Annotated in this window: 20 protein-coding genes; 14 read left to right on the top strand and 6 right to left on the bottom strand. The window is 75.0% G+C overall.

Annotation, left to right across the window (positions count from 1 at the left end; translation table 11 throughout):
* The first annotated feature begins 77 nt into the window (after nucleotides 1-77).
* Together EDF34_RS17705 and EDF34_RS13125 are read left to right on the top strand one after the other, a co-directional pair.
* Complete coding sequence (locus EDF34_RS17705) at nucleotides 78-239, top strand: hypothetical protein (protein ID WP_191785328.1); 162 nt, start codon at nucleotides 78-80, stop codon at nucleotides 237-239.
* The gene (locus EDF34_RS13125) at nucleotides 239-724 is read left to right on the top strand and encodes a RidA family protein (RefSeq protein ID WP_123371965.1); all 486 of its coding nucleotides are present in this window, start codon (nucleotides 239-241) and stop codon (nucleotides 722-724) included. The genes EDF34_RS17705 and EDF34_RS13125 overlap by 1 nt, the downstream gene beginning before the upstream one ends.
* Nucleotides 725-767: 43 nt before the next feature.
* Here EDF34_RS13125 and EDF34_RS13120 read toward each other — a convergent pair whose 3' ends face one another.
* Together EDF34_RS13120 and EDF34_RS13115 are read right to left on the bottom strand one after the other, a co-directional pair.
* Nucleotides 768-1,445 (bottom strand): Crp/Fnr family transcriptional regulator, encoded by a 678-nt coding sequence (locus tag EDF34_RS13120; protein WP_123372365.1) that lies wholly within the window; start codon nucleotides 1,443-1,445, stop codon nucleotides 768-770.
* A gap of 150 nt (nucleotides 1,446-1,595) precedes the next feature.
* Complete coding sequence (locus tag EDF34_RS13115; protein ID WP_123371964.1) at nucleotides 1,596-2,012, bottom strand: hypothetical protein; 417 nt, start codon at nucleotides 2,010-2,012, stop codon at nucleotides 1,596-1,598.
* A gap of 110 nt (nucleotides 2,013-2,122) precedes the next feature.
* On the opposite strand from EDF34_RS13115, the gene nth reads away from it, so the two are divergent.
* Nucleotides 2,123-2,812, top strand: coding sequence for an endonuclease III (gene nth, locus EDF34_RS13110; RefSeq protein ID WP_123372364.1), 690 nt, complete (start codon nucleotides 2,123-2,125; stop codon nucleotides 2,810-2,812).
* Nucleotide 2,813: 1 nt separating this feature from the next.
* Here the strand turns inward: nth and EDF34_RS13105 are convergent, their stop codons facing one another.
* The 3 genes from EDF34_RS13105 to EDF34_RS13095 form a co-directional block, all read right to left on the bottom strand.
* Complete coding sequence (locus EDF34_RS13105; protein ID WP_123371963.1) at nucleotides 2,814-3,746, bottom strand: alpha/beta fold hydrolase; 933 nt, start codon at nucleotides 3,744-3,746, stop codon at nucleotides 2,814-2,816.
* 11 nt (nucleotides 3,747-3,757) lie between these two features.
* Entirely contained in the window at nucleotides 3,758-5,008 is a 1,251-nt protein-coding gene (nhaA, locus tag EDF34_RS13100; protein ID WP_233575385.1) for a Na+/H+ antiporter NhaA, read from the bottom strand.
* Between the two features lie 72 nt (nucleotides 5,009-5,080).
* Complete coding sequence (locus EDF34_RS13095) at nucleotides 5,081-5,809, bottom strand: response regulator transcription factor (protein ID WP_123371961.1); 729 nt, start codon at nucleotides 5,807-5,809, stop codon at nucleotides 5,081-5,083.
* A 218-nt stretch (nucleotides 5,810-6,027) separates the two neighbouring features.
* Between EDF34_RS13095 and EDF34_RS13090 the strand changes: the two genes are divergently transcribed.
* Genes EDF34_RS13090 through EDF34_RS13080 form a run of 3 tightly spaced genes read left to right on the top strand, consistent with a single transcriptional unit; the run spans nucleotide 6,028 to nucleotide 7,691 of the window.
* Entirely contained in the window at nucleotides 6,028-6,762 is a 735-nt protein-coding gene (locus EDF34_RS13090) for a hypothetical protein (protein WP_123371960.1), read from the top strand.
* A gap of 9 nt (nucleotides 6,763-6,771) precedes the next feature.
* Nucleotides 6,772-7,248: a thioredoxin family protein gene (locus tag EDF34_RS13085; RefSeq protein ID WP_123371959.1), complete on the top strand. Its 477-nt coding sequence runs from the start codon at nucleotides 6,772-6,774 to the stop codon at nucleotides 7,246-7,248.
* Nucleotides 7,245-7,691: a DUF4395 domain-containing protein gene (locus EDF34_RS13080; RefSeq protein ID WP_123371958.1), complete on the top strand. Its 447-nt coding sequence runs from the start codon at nucleotides 7,245-7,247 to the stop codon at nucleotides 7,689-7,691. The genes EDF34_RS13085 and EDF34_RS13080 overlap by 4 nt, the downstream gene beginning before the upstream one ends.
* A 4-nt stretch (nucleotides 7,692-7,695) precedes the next feature.
* Here EDF34_RS13080 and EDF34_RS13075 read toward each other — a convergent pair whose 3' ends face one another.
* Nucleotides 7,696-8,055: a DsrE family protein gene (locus EDF34_RS13075; protein ID WP_123371957.1), complete on the bottom strand. Its 360-nt coding sequence runs from the start codon at nucleotides 8,053-8,055 to the stop codon at nucleotides 7,696-7,698.
* Nucleotides 8,056-8,244: 189 nt separating this feature from the next.
* On the opposite strand from EDF34_RS13075, the gene EDF34_RS13070 reads away from it, so the two are divergent.
* Genes EDF34_RS13070 through dtd form a run of 8 tightly spaced genes read left to right on the top strand, consistent with a single transcriptional unit; the run spans nucleotide 8,245 to nucleotide 13,619 of the window.
* Nucleotides 8,245-8,841: an FABP family protein gene (locus tag EDF34_RS13070; RefSeq protein ID WP_123371956.1), complete on the top strand. Its 597-nt coding sequence runs from the start codon at nucleotides 8,245-8,247 to the stop codon at nucleotides 8,839-8,841.
* Nucleotides 8,842-8,844: 3 nt separating this feature from the next.
* Complete coding sequence (locus EDF34_RS13065) at nucleotides 8,845-9,996, top strand: folate-binding protein YgfZ (protein ID WP_123371955.1); 1,152 nt, start codon at nucleotides 8,845-8,847, stop codon at nucleotides 9,994-9,996.
* 4 nt (nucleotides 9,997-10,000) lie between these two features.
* Complete coding sequence (locus EDF34_RS13060; protein WP_233575384.1) at nucleotides 10,001-11,122, top strand: aromatic acid exporter family protein; 1,122 nt, start codon at nucleotides 10,001-10,003, stop codon at nucleotides 11,120-11,122.
* Between the two features lie 35 nt (nucleotides 11,123-11,157).
* Nucleotides 11,158-11,415, top strand: coding sequence for a type II toxin-antitoxin system prevent-host-death family antitoxin (locus tag EDF34_RS13055; RefSeq protein WP_123371954.1), 258 nt, complete (start codon nucleotides 11,158-11,160; stop codon nucleotides 11,413-11,415).
* Between the two features lie 3 nt (nucleotides 11,416-11,418).
* The gene (locus EDF34_RS13050) at nucleotides 11,419-11,838 is read left to right on the top strand and encodes a type II toxin-antitoxin system VapC family toxin (protein ID WP_123371953.1); all 420 of its coding nucleotides are present in this window, start codon (nucleotides 11,419-11,421) and stop codon (nucleotides 11,836-11,838) included.
* A 28-nt stretch (nucleotides 11,839-11,866) separates the two neighbouring features.
* Complete coding sequence (locus EDF34_RS13045) at nucleotides 11,867-12,208, top strand: DUF2516 family protein (protein WP_123371952.1); 342 nt, start codon at nucleotides 11,867-11,869, stop codon at nucleotides 12,206-12,208.
* A 20-nt stretch (nucleotides 12,209-12,228) separates the two neighbouring features.
* Complete coding sequence (locus EDF34_RS13040) at nucleotides 12,229-13,188, top strand: asparaginase (RefSeq protein WP_123371951.1); 960 nt, start codon at nucleotides 12,229-12,231, stop codon at nucleotides 13,186-13,188.
* A complete protein-coding gene (gene dtd, locus EDF34_RS13035; protein ID WP_123371950.1) occupies nucleotides 13,185-13,619 on the top strand; it encodes a D-aminoacyl-tRNA deacylase in 435 nt (144 codons plus the stop codon). Before EDF34_RS13040 ends, dtd begins: the two co-directional genes overlap by 4 nt.
* Nucleotides 13,620-13,781: the final 162 nt, after the last annotated feature.

Below are 13,781 nucleotides of genomic sequence, written 5' to 3'. Positions count from 1 at the left end.
GACGGGGCCCTCGGCGCGCTCGTCGCCCGTGAGACCCGCGGTGCCGGTGGTGCGCGCGCGGCACTAGGGTGGCGCGCATGGCACAGCAGCAGTGGGAGTACGCGACGATTCCGCTCATCATCCACGCCACCAAGGCGATCCTCGATCAGTGGGGCGCCGACGGCTGGGAGCTCGTCCAGGTGGTGCAGGGCCCCGACGCGGGCCTGGTCGCCTACCTCAAGCGGCCCAAGCAGGCCTGATGGGCGCCGCCGCACGCCTGGCTGACCTCGGCCTGGACCTGCCGGCCGTCGCCGCGCCGGTGGCGGCCTACGTCCCGGCGGTGCGCACGGGCGCGCTGATCCACACCAGCGGCCAGCTCCCGTTCGTCGCGGGCAGCCTCGCGACCACGGGCAAGGTGGGTGCGGGGGTCTCGCCCGACGAGGCCACGGACCTGGCCCGCACGGCGGCCCTCAACGCGCTCGCGGCCGTCGCCGCGCTCGTCGAGGCCGAGGGCGGGCCGGCGGGTGCCGACGCCCTCGACCGCATCGTGCGCGTCGTCAAGGTGGTCGGCTTCGTCGCGAGCGACCCGTCGTTCACCGGCCAGCCGGGCGTCATCAACGGTGCCAGCACGCTGCTGCACGACGTGCTGGGCAGCGCGGGAGTGCACGCCCGGTCCGCCGTCGGCGTGGCCGTCCTGCCGCTCGACTCGCCCGTCGAGGTCGAGATCGTCGTCGAGACGGCCTGACACCTCGGCCGGCCGCACCGCTCAGCGGGCGCGGCGCACGAGGTCAGCGGGCGCGGCGCTCCAGGCGGTCGACGTCCAGCAGCACGACGGCGCGACCCTCGCGGCGCACCCACCCGCGGGCGGCGAAGTCGGCCAGGGCCTTGTTGACGGTCTCCCGCGACGCGCCGACGAGCTGCGCGAGCTCCTCCTGCGTGAGGTCGTGCGCCACGCGGATGCCCTCGTCGACCTGCTCGCCGAACCGGGTCGACAGGTCGAGCAGCGCCTTGGCCACCCGGCCGGGGACGTCGGAGAAGACCAGGTCGGCGAGCGCCTCGTTGGTGCGGCGCAGCCGGCGGGCCAGGGCCTGCAGCAGCTGCTGGGCCACCGCGGGACGCTCCTGCAGCCACTGCACGAGCTCGCTGTGGCCGAGCTCGAGGACGACGGCGTCCGCGACGACCGTGGCGGTCGCGGTGCGCGGGCCCGGGTCGAACAACGACAGCTCACCGAACATCTCACCCGGGCCGAGCACGGCGAGCAGGTTCTCGCGCCCGTCGCTCGAGCGGCGGCCGAGCTTGATCTTGCCCTCGCGCACGACGTAGAGCCGGTCGCCCGGCTCGCCCTCGTGGAACAGCACGTCGCCGCGCGTCAGCTCGAGCGGCTTCATCGTCGCGACGAGGGTCGCCGAGGCGTCCCCGTCGAGACCCGCGAACAGCGGCGCCGAGAGCGCGATGTCGTCCTCCACGATGAACCTCACCTTCCCGGCCGCACACCTGCGTGGCGGCTCCGTCACCGACCGCACGGGGCCGGAGCCGGCCGGGGCGGTGTGCTCGTGCAATCCAGGGCTTCCCGCTGGTCAGCGGGACGCCCTGGTCAAGTGTGCCCCATCGAGGGGTCAGCCGCGGGAGAGCGGCTCGCGCATCCGTGCCGTCGTCGTCGCGGGGTCGGCCGCGAGCCGGGCGATCAGGCGGTCCGTGGCGGCGCCGAGGGCGTCCCGGACGCCCGCCTCGTAGCGCGCCAGCTGCGCGTCGAGGGCCCGGAGCTCGTCGAGGCGACCCACCTCCGCCTGGGGCTCGACGCCGGCGAGGACGCCACCGAGCTCGCTCGGGCGCGGCACGTCGACGCCCACCGTGAGCGGGAGGTGGAACGCGACCTCCTCGCCGAGCGGTTGCGGCCGGGCGGCGCTCGCGACCGCGAGGTCCATCCGCGCCCTGACCAGGCGCCGCCACCAGCCCACCCGGGCCTGCTCGGCGCGCAGGGCCCGGCGGTCGAGGCGGAGGTCCAGGACCCGCTGCTCGACCGGTGGTGTCATGCCTGGAGATTCGGACAGTTCCGGCCTCGACTTGAGGACTCCTGGGCCCGCAGCCTGCGACATCACTGGGAAGGAGCAATGTCGGCGCGTCGCCGTAGGCTGCCCGGGTGATGCTCGACGAGACCGTGCTCGCCCGGACGCGCCGCGCGCGCCGCATCGACCGTGTGCTCGCCGAGCGCTACCCGGACGCACGGTGCGAGCTCGACTTCCGCAACCCGTTCGAGCTGCTCGTGGCGACCGTGCTGTCGGCCCAGACCACCGACGTGCGGGTCAACCTCACGACGCCCGACCTGTTCGCGCGCTTCCCGGACCCCGCCGCGATGGCCGCCGCCGACCCCGAGGTGCTCGAGGAGATCCTCAGGCCCACGGGTTTCTTCCGCGCCAAGGCCCGCTCGGTGCAGGGGTTGTCGCGCGCGCTCGTCGAGGAGCACGGCGGTCAGGTGCCGGGCCGCCTCGTCGACCTGGTCAAGCTCCCGGGCGTCGGGCGCAAGACCGCGAACGTGGTGCTCGGCAACGCGTTCGGCATCCCGGGGATCACCGCCGACACGCACGTGCAGCGGCTGGCGGCCCGGCTCGGGCTCACCGACAGCGAGGACCCCCTCGTCGTCGAGAAGGACCTGTGCGCGCTGCTGCCCCGGCGCGACTGGACCATGGCCTCGCACCGGCTGATCTTCCACGGCCGGCGCACCTGCTTCGCCCGGCGGCCGGCGTGCGGTGCGTGCCCGGTCGCAGCGCTGTGCCCGTCGCGGGGGATGGGCGAGAACGACCCGGTGCGAGCGGAGAAGATGCTCAAGGGGTGAGTCAGGCGGGGGCGACGACCGTCAGCCACTCGAGCAGCAGGTCGTTGACGCGCCCGGGCTCCTGCTCCGCGGGGAAGTGCCCGGCGGCCGGGAGCAGCTCGTACCGGTACGTGCTGGCGACGCGGGCGGCCGTCTCGGCCGTGAGCGGAGCGCGCGCGGGCGGACGCAGGCCGTCGCGGCCGCCTTGGATCTGCAGGGCAGGTCGGGGCGTGGCGCGCTCGAGCCCTGCGGCGTAGCGGCGCCCGTCGAGCCGCGGCGTGGAGCGCAGGAGCCAGCGCAGCTGCTCGAGCTGGCTGTGCGCGGCGAACGGCACGCGCGCGGCGTCCCGGTAGGTGGCGCGCGCGGACGGGTCGCACCACGACGCGCTGCCGCCCCACTCGGTGAGCAGGCGGTCGACGAGGTCGCCCTGCGTCATGGCCCGCTCCGGCCGGGACGGAGTCTGCACGTAGGCCAGCCGGCGCAGCCCGCGCGGGCGCAGCGCGGCGACGGTGTTGGCCCGGACGTCGAGCGGGTGCGGCGCGGCGAGCGCGCCGACGGCCAGCGTGACGTCGGGCTGGAGCGCGCCCATCGCCCACGCGATCTCGCCGCCGGTCCCGGAGCCGACCACCACCGCGGCGGACGAGCCGAGCGAGCGGATCACGCCGGCGACGTCGTTCGTCAGGGTCGGGACGTCGTACCCCTGCGGGGGCTTGTCCGAGCCGCCCGCGCCGCGCACGTCGAGCGCGGCGACGCGGTAGCCCGCCTCCGCCAGTGCCGGGATCTGGTGGCGCCACGCCCACCAGAACTGCGGCACGCCGTGCAGCAGGACGACGAGCGGGGCGTCGCGGTCGTCGGGACCGGCGACGGCCGCGTGGAAGCGGGCGCCGTTCGCGGCGACGAACCGGTGCTGCCAGGGTCCGTCGATCAGTAGCGTGGCGGAGTCGACCGTGCTCATCGGAGCAGAACCTACCGGTTTCCCGTGCCGGCCAGCGCGGCGTGGTGGCGGTCGCGCTGCCAGAGTGCCGCGCCGCCGAGCAGCGCGGCGACCAGGGACGCGAGCAGCACGGAGATGATGATGTGCTCGTCGTGCGCGCTGCCGGCGCCGAAGGCGAGCTCCCCGACGAGGAGCGAGACGGTGAAGCCGATGCCCCCGACGAAGCCCACGGCGACGACGTCTGCCCAGCCCAGGCCCGGGGCGAGGTTCGCGCGCGTGAAGGTGGCCACGAGCAGGGTGGCCGCGACGATGCCCAGCGGCTTGCCGACGACGAGCCCGATGGCGACGCCCTGCGCGACCGGGTCGTGGAGCGCATCGGCCAGCACGCCCGAGCTGAAGGTCACGCCGGCCGCGAAGACGGCGAACACGGGCACCGCGAAGCCCGCGGAGATCGGCCGCCACCGGTGCTCCATCGCCTCGGCGGGGGACTGCTCGGACGCCTCGTCGTCGCGCTGCAGGCCGCGCGCCGTCGCGGGTACGACCAGACCGAGCAGGACACCGGCGATGGTCGCGTGGACGCCCGACGCGTGCACGAACGCCCATGCCACCACGGCGAGCGGCACGAGGAGCCAGCCGCTGGTCCAGCCACGCCGGATCGCGAGGGCGAACACCGCGACGGTCGCGAGCCCCGCGAGGAGCGGGACGAACGAGATGGTGTCGGTGAAGAAGACCGCGATCACGATGATCGCCAGCAGGTCGTCGACGACCGCGAGCGTGAGCAGGAACGCGCGCAGCGCGTTGGGGAGCCTGCGCCCGACGATCGCGAGCACGGAGACCGCGAACGCGATGTCGGTCGCGGTCGGCACGGCCCACCCGCTGAGCTCGCCGCCGTCCTGCAGGTTGACCACCGCGTAGAGCGCGGCGGGCACGACCATGCCGCCGATGGCCGCGAAGATCGGCACGACAGCCGTGTTCAGGTTCCGCAGCTCGCCGGTGACGATCTCGCGCTTGAGCTCGAGGCCGATGACGAAGAAGAAGATGGCCAGGAGGCCGTCGGTCGCCCACGCCGCGATCGAGAGGTCGAGGTGCAGCGCGGCCGGCCCGATGACGGTCTCGGACACGCTCGCGTAGCCCGCCGCGTCGAGGTTGGCCCACAGCAGGGCGATCGCGGTCCCGACGAGCAGCAGGATGCCGCCGGTGCGCTCTTCGCGCAGGGTGTCGGCGAGGTTCCGCTCGCCACCGGGCGTCAGGGTCGAGAACAGCGCGGAGACGGGACGGCGCACGGGCTTCCTCCAGGGCATGGGTCAGGACGTGCCGACCAGGCTTCCCGGCTCACCGGGAGCAACCGTACGGGATCAGGCCTCGGCGGGCTCCGGGACCTGGTCGCGCTCGTCGGCCGCGCCGCGGCGGTCCTTCGGCGGGTCGAAGCGGTAGCCGACGTTGCGGACCGTGCCGATGAGCTGCTCGTGCTCGGGGCCGAGCTTGGCGCGCAGCCGCCGGACGTGGACGTCGACGGTGCGCGTGCCCCCGTAGTAGTCGTAGCCCCAGACCTCCTGGAGCAGCTGGGCCCGCGTGAACACGCGGCCCGGGTGCTGCACCAGGTACTTGAGGAGCTCGAACTCCTTGTAGGTCAGGTCGAGCGGGCGCCCGCGCAGGCGGGCCGTGTAGCCGCCCGCGTCGATGGTGAGCTCGCCCGAGCTGATCTCCTGCGGGGCGTCGTCGTACGACGAGGTCGCCGCGCGCTCCATGACGAGCCGGAAGCGCGTCTCGACCTCGGCCGGGCCCGCGGACTCGAGGACGATGTCGTCGACCCCCCACTCGGCAGTGACGACCGTGAGGCCACCCTCCGTCAGCACGAGGACGAGCGGGACGGTCAGGCCGGTGGCGCGCAGCAGGCGGCAGGTGGTGCGGGCGGTCACGAGGTCGCGGCGCGCGTCGAGCACCACGATGTCGGCGTCCGGGGCGTCCACGAGGGCAGACGGCTCCACGGGCAGGACTCGCACCCGGTGCGACAACAGCCCCAGCGCGGGGAGCACCTGTGCGGAACCGCCCGGGACCGGAGTGAGCAGGAGCAGGTCTGCCACCTGGGAACCTCCCTGAGGGGGGTCGGGGGACGAGCGAGTGGCCACACGGTACAGCCATGTGACGGACACACGGGCTCGCCATCCATGACCTGGCCGTCATCCGACGGTCACGCGGCCGTCATCTGCGACAATCGCCGACGTGAATCCCCGTCGTCCGTCGTCCTCGTCGCGCGCCGCCACCCCGGCGCCGTGCCCGTCGGCGGACCTCCGGTAGCGCCGTGCAGCTCGCCACGCGCGCGGTCGTGACCGCGGTCCTCGCAGCCCTCGTCGCCGTCGCCGGCTACGTGGGCGGCATGCCTGTGACCATCGCGTCGGGGATCCTGGCGGTCGTCTTCGCCGCCGGCTGGCCCACGCTCGCCGGGCTGCCCTTCCCCCCCGGGTCGAGCGCGGTCATCGGCCTGGGTGGCCTCGGGGCGGTCGTCGCCGTGCACGTCACGCCCGACCAGCCCTACCTGCGCTACCTGCCCGTGGTCTTCGCCTGCTCGATCATCCTGGCGTTCGTCAGCGAGCTGCTGCGGCGCGACGGACGTACCCGGCTCGTCGAGTCGGTCGCGGGGACCGTCACCGGGACGCTCGTGGCCGTCGCCGTGGCGGGCTGGGTCGCCATCGGGCGCACGCCGGGCGGCGAGCCGCTGGTCGTCGGCGGGGCGCTCGCCCTGGCGGTCGGCTCGGCCGTCGTCGCGCTGCCGCTCGCTCCGTGGCTCGGGGCCCTCGTCACGGCCGCGGTGTCCGCGGCCGCGGGGGCCGGCGCCGCCGCCGTGGTGCCGGACATCGACGTGGTCGCCGGACTCCTGCTCGGCCTCGCGGTCGGCATCCTCGTCGCGACGCTGCACGTGCTCTTCGACCGGCTCCCCACGCTCGAGCACCGGCTGCCGGCGCTCGCGGCGGTCACGCTGCCCGTCACGGTCACGGGCATCCTCGTGTACGTCGTCGGCCGGGTGCTCGTCGGCTAGAATCCGGACGTGACCCGTCTGCTTTTGATCGTCGCCGTGCTGGCCGTGGCGACCGCGATCGGGCTGTGGTGGCGCGCACGCAACGGGCGCTACACCGCGGTCGACCCGACGGTGCTCGCCGCGGCGTCCCGCGACGACGGTCCCGACGAGGGCGGTGACGTCCTGCGTCCCGACGAGATCGGCGCCCCGCTCGGGTCCCGCGCGACGTTCGTCCAGCTCTCCAGCGAGGTCTGCGCGCCGTGCCGCCGCACCCACGCGGTGCTCGAGACGCTCGTCGCCGAGCAGGGCGACCTCGCCCACGTCGACCTCGACGTCACCGAGCACCTCGACCTCGTGCGCCGGTTCCACGTCCTGCGCACGCCGACCACCCTCCTGCTCGACGCGCGCGGCGTCGTGGTCGGCCGCCTCTCCGGCGGCACCGACCGCCACCACGCGCTCGCCGCGCTCGACCACCTTCCCGTCACCAGCCCCCGGAGCACCCCGTGAGCGACTCCCACGCCCTTGCCGGCATCGACCCGCGTGGCCCGCGCTTCGGCGCCGGCATCACCGCGGTGCTGCTCGTCGTCGTCCTCCTGCTGCCGTCGCCCGCGTCCGTCGTCGTGCTGGCCGTGGTCGTCGCGTCCTTCGCGCTCGGCGCGGTGCGGGGCGTCGGCGGCACGTGGCAGGGCGCGGTCTACCGTCGCCTCGTCCGCCCGCGGGTCGCCGCTCCCACGGAGCTCGAGGACCCGCGCCCGCCGCGGTTCGCGCAGCTCGTCGGGCTCGTCATCACGGGCCTCGGGCTGCTGCTGGCGCTCGCGGGCGTGGGCGCCGCTGTGCCGGTCGCCGCGGCGCTGGCGCTGGTGGCCGCGTTCCTCAACGCGGTGTTCGGCCTGTGCCTCGGGTGCGAGATGTACCTGCTGGGCGTGCGGCTGCGCTCGCGCGCGGCCTGACGGCTCAGTAGACCAGCGCCTGCGCGCCGTCCGCGAGCGACTCCTCGACGAACACCGCGGCCCCGGCGATGCGCACGCCCGGCAGCACGTCGTCGGGCGTGATCCCGCGCCGGGCGGCGCACTGCGTGCACACCGTGACGCGGCCGCCCTCGAGGACGGCGTCCAGCAGGTCGGCCAGCGGGGCCGCGTGCTCCAGCTCCAGCTCGGCGGCCCGGCCCGGCAGGCCGAACCAGGCGGCCTCGCCCGTCAGCCAGAGGGACACCTCGGCCCCGGCGGCCACGGCCGTGGCCGCGACGGTGAAGGCCTGGTTGCAGGCCTCGGGGCGGTCCAGTCCGGACGTGGTCTTGATCACGAGCGCGCGCACCGGAACAGCGTAGGGGTGCGTCCTCGTTAGGATCGGTGCATGACTGCGCTGGAAGGTTTCTTCATCGGCCTGCTCGTCGCGGCGACGCTGACCATCGGTTGGGTCGCGTGCCTCGTCGTCTACAAGCTGTACAAGGGCCAGCGCTGACGCAGCCGGCCCTTGCTCCGGAGCCCGTGAGGAGGCACTGAGATGACGTTCGCCTTGCCCGATCCCGAGGGGCTCGCCCCCGAGGTGTACCCGCTCGCGTGGCTGCTCGGCCGCTGGCGCGGCCAGGGGTTCGTCGACTACCCGGGGATCGAGGAGACGGCCTTCACGCAGGAGGTCGAGTTCGCCAGCGACGGCGGCCCGTACCTGTCCTACACCTCGACCATCCGGCTCGTGGTCGCGCCCGACGACGCCGCGGCCCTGGAGTCTCCCGAGGCCGCCGCGCCCGCTCCCGTGTGGTCCACCGAGTCCGGCTACTGGCGGATCCCCCCCGAGCGCCCCGTGGGCGTCTCGGCGGACAAGTTCCCCGTCGAGGTGCTGCTCAGCGACCCCGCGGGCTTCGTCACGGTCCTCGTCGGCGAGATCGGCAACGGCCGCGTCGACCTGGCCAGCGACCTGGTGGCCCGTGTGCCCGGTGGTGCGGAGGTCAGCGCGAGCAAGCGCCTGTTCGGCCTGGTCAAGGGCCAGCTCATGTGGGCGCACGACCTCGCGGCCTTCGGCCACCCCATGCAGACGTACGCGTCCGCCACGCTCGACCGCGTCGACGCCACCGCGCCGGCGGACGACGACCCCCAGGACTAAGAGATGACGACGACCGCACCGGAGACCGCCCGGCACGCCAGCCCCCTGCTGCGCCGCCACGGCGCGGTCGCGGGGGCGGGGCCGGACGCCGGCGTCGCCTGGCACTACGGCGACCCGACGGCCGAGCAGCGTGCGCTGGCCCGCGGGGGAGCGGTCGTCGACCAGTCCCACCTCGGCGTCGTGACCGTCACCGGCCCGGACCGGCTGACCTGGCTGCACTCGATCACCTCGCAGGACCTCACGGCCCTCGCGCCGCGCACCTCGACCGAGCTGCTGGTGCTCAGCCCGCAGGGGCACGTCGAGCACGTCGCGGGCGTGGTCGACGACGGGGTGACCACCTGGCTGCTCACCGAGACGCCGGTCGAGCTCGCCGCCTGGCTGAACCGGATGAAGTTCATGCTGCGCGTCGAGATCGTCGACGCGACCGACGACTGGGCCGCGATCGGTGAGCCGGTCGACGCCGAGGGCACTGCGGACGAGCCGGTCACGTGGCGCGACCCGTGGCCGACCGTCGCCCCGGGCGGCACCCGCTACGGGCCGGCGGCCGACGAGCACCCCGGCGCCGACCGGGACTGGCGCCTCGTGCTCGTGCCGCGCGCCGACCTGGCCGCGGAGATCGCCGCACGGGAGGCGACCGGCTGGCGGCTGGCCGGCACCTGGGCGAGCGAGGCCCTGCGCGTCGAGGCCTGGCGCCCGCGCGCGAGCCACGAGGCGGACCACCGGACCATCCCGCACGAGCTCGACTGGCTGCGCTCCGCGGTGCACATGAACAAGGGCTGCTACCGGGGGCAGGAGACCGTCGCGCGCGTGCACAACCTCGGGCGGCCGCCGCGCCGGCTCGTCATGCTGCACCTCGACGGCTCGGGGCACCTGATCCCCGTGGCCGGCGCCGAGGTGCGCGAGGTCGTCGACGGCGAGCCGGGGCGTGTCGTCGGGCACGTGACGACCGTCGCGCGGCACCACGAGATCGGACCGGTGGCCCTCGCGGTCGTCAAGCGGTCGGTGCCCGAGGACGCGCTGCTGGTGGTCGACGGTGACGCCGACGTGGTGGCCGCGTCCCAGGAGGTCGTCGTCCCGGGCGAGGGTGTCACCGGGGACAGGCCCGCGGCCCGCGGCCCGCTGACGCGGGGCCTCGGCCAGCACCCGATGCTCTGACGTCGTGAGCGACGCCCGCCCGTCCGACGCGCGCCTCACCGGTCGGCACCTGCGCGTGCTCGGCGAGGCGCGCGTCCGGCAGGGGCTCGCGCGGATGCGCGCCGCCTGGTTCCCGATCCTCCAGGCGGCCGTGGCCGGCGGCGTCGCGTACGCGATCGCGCACTACTGGATCGGTCACCCGATCCCCTTCTTCGCGCCCGTCTGCGCGTGGATCGCGCTCGGCTTCTCGATGGACCGGTCGGTGCGCAAGGTCGCCGAGCTGGCGGTCGGTGTGGCGATCGGCGTCGGGCTCGGCGACCTCGTCGCGCACCTGATCGGGCACGGGATCTGGCAGATCTCGCTCGTGCTGTTCGCATCGGCGATGCTCGCGCGCTTCATCGACCGGGGCGTGATGCTGACGACCCAGGCGGGCGTGCAGGCGATCGTCATCGTGGCGCTGCCGGCCACGTCAGGGGGCCCGTTCGGGCGGTGGGTCGACGCGGCGATCGGTGGCGCGATGGCGCTCGCGTTCGCGCTCCTGACCCCGAGCGACCCGCGGCGCCACCCCCGCGTGCTCGGGCAGCGTGGGCTCGAGGAGCTCTCGGGCGTGCTGCACATGTTCGCGCGCGGGCTCGTCGCGCGGGACCCGGGCGACGTGGAGGACGCACTGCTGCGCGCCCGCGCCACGCAGCCCGTGCTCGACGAGTGGCGCACGATCGCGACGAATGCGCGTGAGCTCGCGCGCGTCGCGCCGACCAGCCGCAAGTACCGGCCCGAGCTCGCGGCGAGCGTCGACGCGGCCGTGCTCGTGGGGCGGGCGATGAACAACGCGCGCGTCATGGTGCGGCGTGCGCTGACGCTGCTGGAGGCGGACGCGCCGCACGACCTGCGCGGGGTGGCCAGCCGCGTGGACACCACGGCGCGCGCGATCGACGAGCTCGCCGCGGCCGTCGGCGCGGGACGCGACCCGCAGCGGGCGCGCATGGCGCTCATGGCCGCCGCCCGCGCGCTCGACCCGTTCGTCGTCGAGCCCGACGACTGGCAGGTGCAGAGCCTGGTGCTGCTGCACCGGTCGCTCGTCGTGGACGTCCTGGAGGCCGCGGGCGCCTCGCCTCGGGACGCCCGCGAGGTGCTTCCCGAGATCTGACCCTGCGCGCGTCCGCGGCCCGGTACGGTCGACGGATGGAGGTCGCGGTCAGCGCTCTGCGCGCGGAGCTGAAGCAGTGGATCGAGGCGGCGCGCTCGGGGCAGGACGTCGTCATCACCGAGCGGGGGATCCCGGTCGCCCGCCTGACGGGCATCGAGTCGGCCGACCTGCTGCAGCGGCTGGAGCGCGACGGGCTGCTGTCGGCCCCCGCGGCGGAGCGCCCGGGCGCGAGCGGCGAGCAGGGCCGCGCGACCCGGCCGGTGTCCGGGCTGGTCCGCCGGCTGCGCCGCTGACCGATGGCGATCGTCTACCTGGACACCAGCGCGCTGGTGAAGCTGTGCGTCGCCGAGCCCGGCTCCGACCTGGTCGCGGCGCTGTGGGACGGGGCCGACCTCGTCGCGACCTCCCGGCTCGCGGACGCCGAGGTGCGTGCCGTGCTGGCCGCAGGTCAGCGGGCCGGCCGCCTCGAGCCGGCGCAGGCGCGCGCGGCTCTCGCCGCCTGGTCCCGCCTCTGGCCCGGCCTGCACGTCGTCGAGCTGCAGGAGGTCATCACGGCGGGGGCGGCGACCCTCGTCGGGACGCATCCCCTGCGGGCGGCCGACGCGCTGCACCTCGCGTCCGCGCTCGTGCTGCGCTCGCCGGACCTGGTGGTCGCGGCGTGGGACGAGCACCTGGTGGCGGCTGCGCGGGCCGAGGGGCTGCGGGTACTGCCCTGAGACGGGCAGCGTCTCGTAGGCTCGCCCCGTGGTCGCGACCCTCCAGGTACTCATCTACTTCGTCTTCATGCTCGCCATCTTCGGCTTGGCGCTGTGGGCGCTGATCGACCTGCTGCGCCGGCCCCCGGCGGCGTTCGTCTCCGCCGGCAAGCGGACCAAGGGCTTCTGGGGCGCGATCGTCGGGGTCGCGACGGCGGTCTCGTTCGCCTCGGTCCCGTTCCCGACCGGCCTGCCGCAGTTCGGGCTGTTCCTCGCCCTGCCGTGCGCGGCGGCCGCGATCATCTACCTCGTCGACGTGCGCCCGGCGGTTGCGCCGTACTCGCGCCGCCGCCCGCCGTCCTCGGGGCCCTCGCGCGGCGGCGGCTGGTGACCACTGCCGGTGACCGACCGATGACGGACATCGACTCCGCGGCCGCCCCGCTCGCGCGGGTGGTGCGCGGCGACCTCGTCGAGTCGGTGCACCGCGGGCACCTCGTCGTGCTCGCACCCGACGGCGGCGTCCGGCTCGCGCTCGGCGACCCCGACTCCGTCATCTGGGCGCGGTCCTCGCTCAAGCCGCTGCAGGCCGTCGGGATGCTCGAGTCCGGGCTGGACGTGGACGGCGCGCTGCTCGCCCTCGTCTGCGCGAGCCACAACGCCGAGCCCGGTCACCTGGTGGTCGTCGACGCGATCCTGTCGTCGTCGGGCGTCACCGCGGGACAGCTGCGCAACACGCCCGACTGGCCGCTCGACCCCGAGTCCGCCGCGCAGCGTCGCGCCGACGGCGAGGGGCCCGCGTCGATCACGCAGAACTGCTCGGGCAAGCACGCCGGGATGCTCGCCACGTGCGTCGCGGCGGGCTGGCCGAACGCGGGCTACCTCGAGGTGGACCACCCGCTCCAGCTCGCGCTCCGCGACGCGGTCGCCGAGCTCACGGGCGTCCCCGTCGCGCACGTCACCGTCGACGGGTGCGGCGCGCCGCTGTTCTCCACGACCCTCGTCGGTCTCGCGCGGTCCTTCGCCGGCCTCGTCGGCGCGTCGGCCGGGCCGCGGGCTCGCGTGGCCCGCTCGATGGCGAGGTTCCCGTGGCACGTCGCCGGGACCGGGCGTGACGCGACCCGGTTCATGGAGGCCGTCCCCGGGCTGATCGCGAAGGACGGGGCCGACGGCGTGTACGCGGCGGGCCTCCCGGACGGTGGCGCGCTCGCGTTCAAGGTCGTCGACGGCTCGTCGCGCCCGCGCCCCGCGGTGCTCGCGGCCGCGCTGGCCGTGGCCGGGTACGACGTGGGGGACCTCGGCGCGACGCCGGTGCTCGGGCACGGCGAGCCCGTCGGGGCCGTGCTGCCGACGTTCGGCCCCGGTGCTGCGTGAGGGCGGTCGTCCAGCGCGTCACGCGTGCGTCGGTGACGGTGGACGGGATCGTGGTCGGCGCGATCGACCGGCCGGGGCTCCTGGCGCTGGTCGGGGTCACCCCGGGCGACGGTCCGGCCCAGGTCGAGCTGATCGCCCGCAAGATCGCGGAGCTGCGCATCCTGCGCGAGGAGGCGTGCGCGGTGGACGTCGGAGCGCCCGTGCTCGTCGTCAGCCAGTTCACGCTCTACGCCGACACCCGCAAGGGCCGCCGTCCCACCTGGAACGCCGCCGCGCCGGGTGCGGTGGCCGAGCCGCTGGTCGAGGCGGTGGTCGCCGACCTGCGCGCTCGCGGCCTCGAGGTGGCGACGGGGATCTTCGGGGCGGACATGGCCGTCGAGCTGGTCAACGACGGCCCCACGACGATCCTGCTGGAGTCGGCCCCCGCCTGACGCTCGTGACCCTCGGCAGAGGGCGCCGCGCCAGGCGTCGTTGCAGGGCTGGTTGCAGCCTTCGCGTCGGCGGTCTCAACCAGTCATCGCAACGAGTGTCTCGTTGAGCTTCTCTGATGGTGTCATCCAGCCAAGGGTTTGGCGGGGTCGGCCGTTGAGCGA

Source organism: Cellulomonas sp. PhB150, from assembly GCF_003755175.1.
In the GTDB taxonomy this organism is placed as follows: Bacteria; Actinomycetota; Actinomycetes; order Actinomycetales; family Cellulomonadaceae; genus Cellulomonas.
The sequence above is the reverse complement of the archived record's forward strand: the minus strand, read 5'-3'. Positions and strand labels throughout refer to the sequence as shown.

Coding starts and splice junctions, on each gene's coding strand:
- EDF34_RS17705 (WP_191785328.1), top strand. CDS start 78: ATGGCACAGCAGCAGTGGGAGTACGCGACGATTCCGCTCATCATCCAC.
- EDF34_RS13125 (WP_123371965.1), top strand. CDS start 239: ATGGGCGCCGCCGCACGCCTGGCTGACCTCGGCCTGGACCTGCCGGCC.
- EDF34_RS13055 (WP_123371954.1), top strand. CDS start 11,158: ATGGAGGTCGCGGTCAGCGCTCTGCGCGCGGAGCTGAAGCAGTGGATC.
- nth (WP_123372364.1), top strand. CDS start 2,123: ATGCTCGACGAGACCGTGCTCGCCCGGACGCGCCGCGCGCGCCGCATC.
- EDF34_RS13040 (WP_123371951.1), top strand. CDS start 12,229: ATGACGGACATCGACTCCGCGGCCGCCCCGCTCGCGCGGGTGGTGCGC.
- EDF34_RS13070 (WP_123371956.1), top strand. CDS start 8,245: ATGACGTTCGCCTTGCCCGATCCCGAGGGGCTCGCCCCCGAGGTGTAC.
- EDF34_RS13105 (WP_123371963.1), bottom strand. CDS start 3,746: ATGAGCACGGTCGACTCCGCCACGCTACTGATCGACGGACCCTGGCAG.
- EDF34_RS13050 (WP_123371953.1), top strand. CDS start 11,419: ATGGCGATCGTCTACCTGGACACCAGCGCGCTGGTGAAGCTGTGCGTC.
- EDF34_RS13115 (WP_123371964.1), bottom strand. CDS start 2,012: ATGACACCACCGGTCGAGCAGCGGGTCCTGGACCTCCGCCTCGACCGC.
- EDF34_RS13065 (WP_123371955.1), top strand. CDS start 8,845: ATGACGACGACCGCACCGGAGACCGCCCGGCACGCCAGCCCCCTGCTG.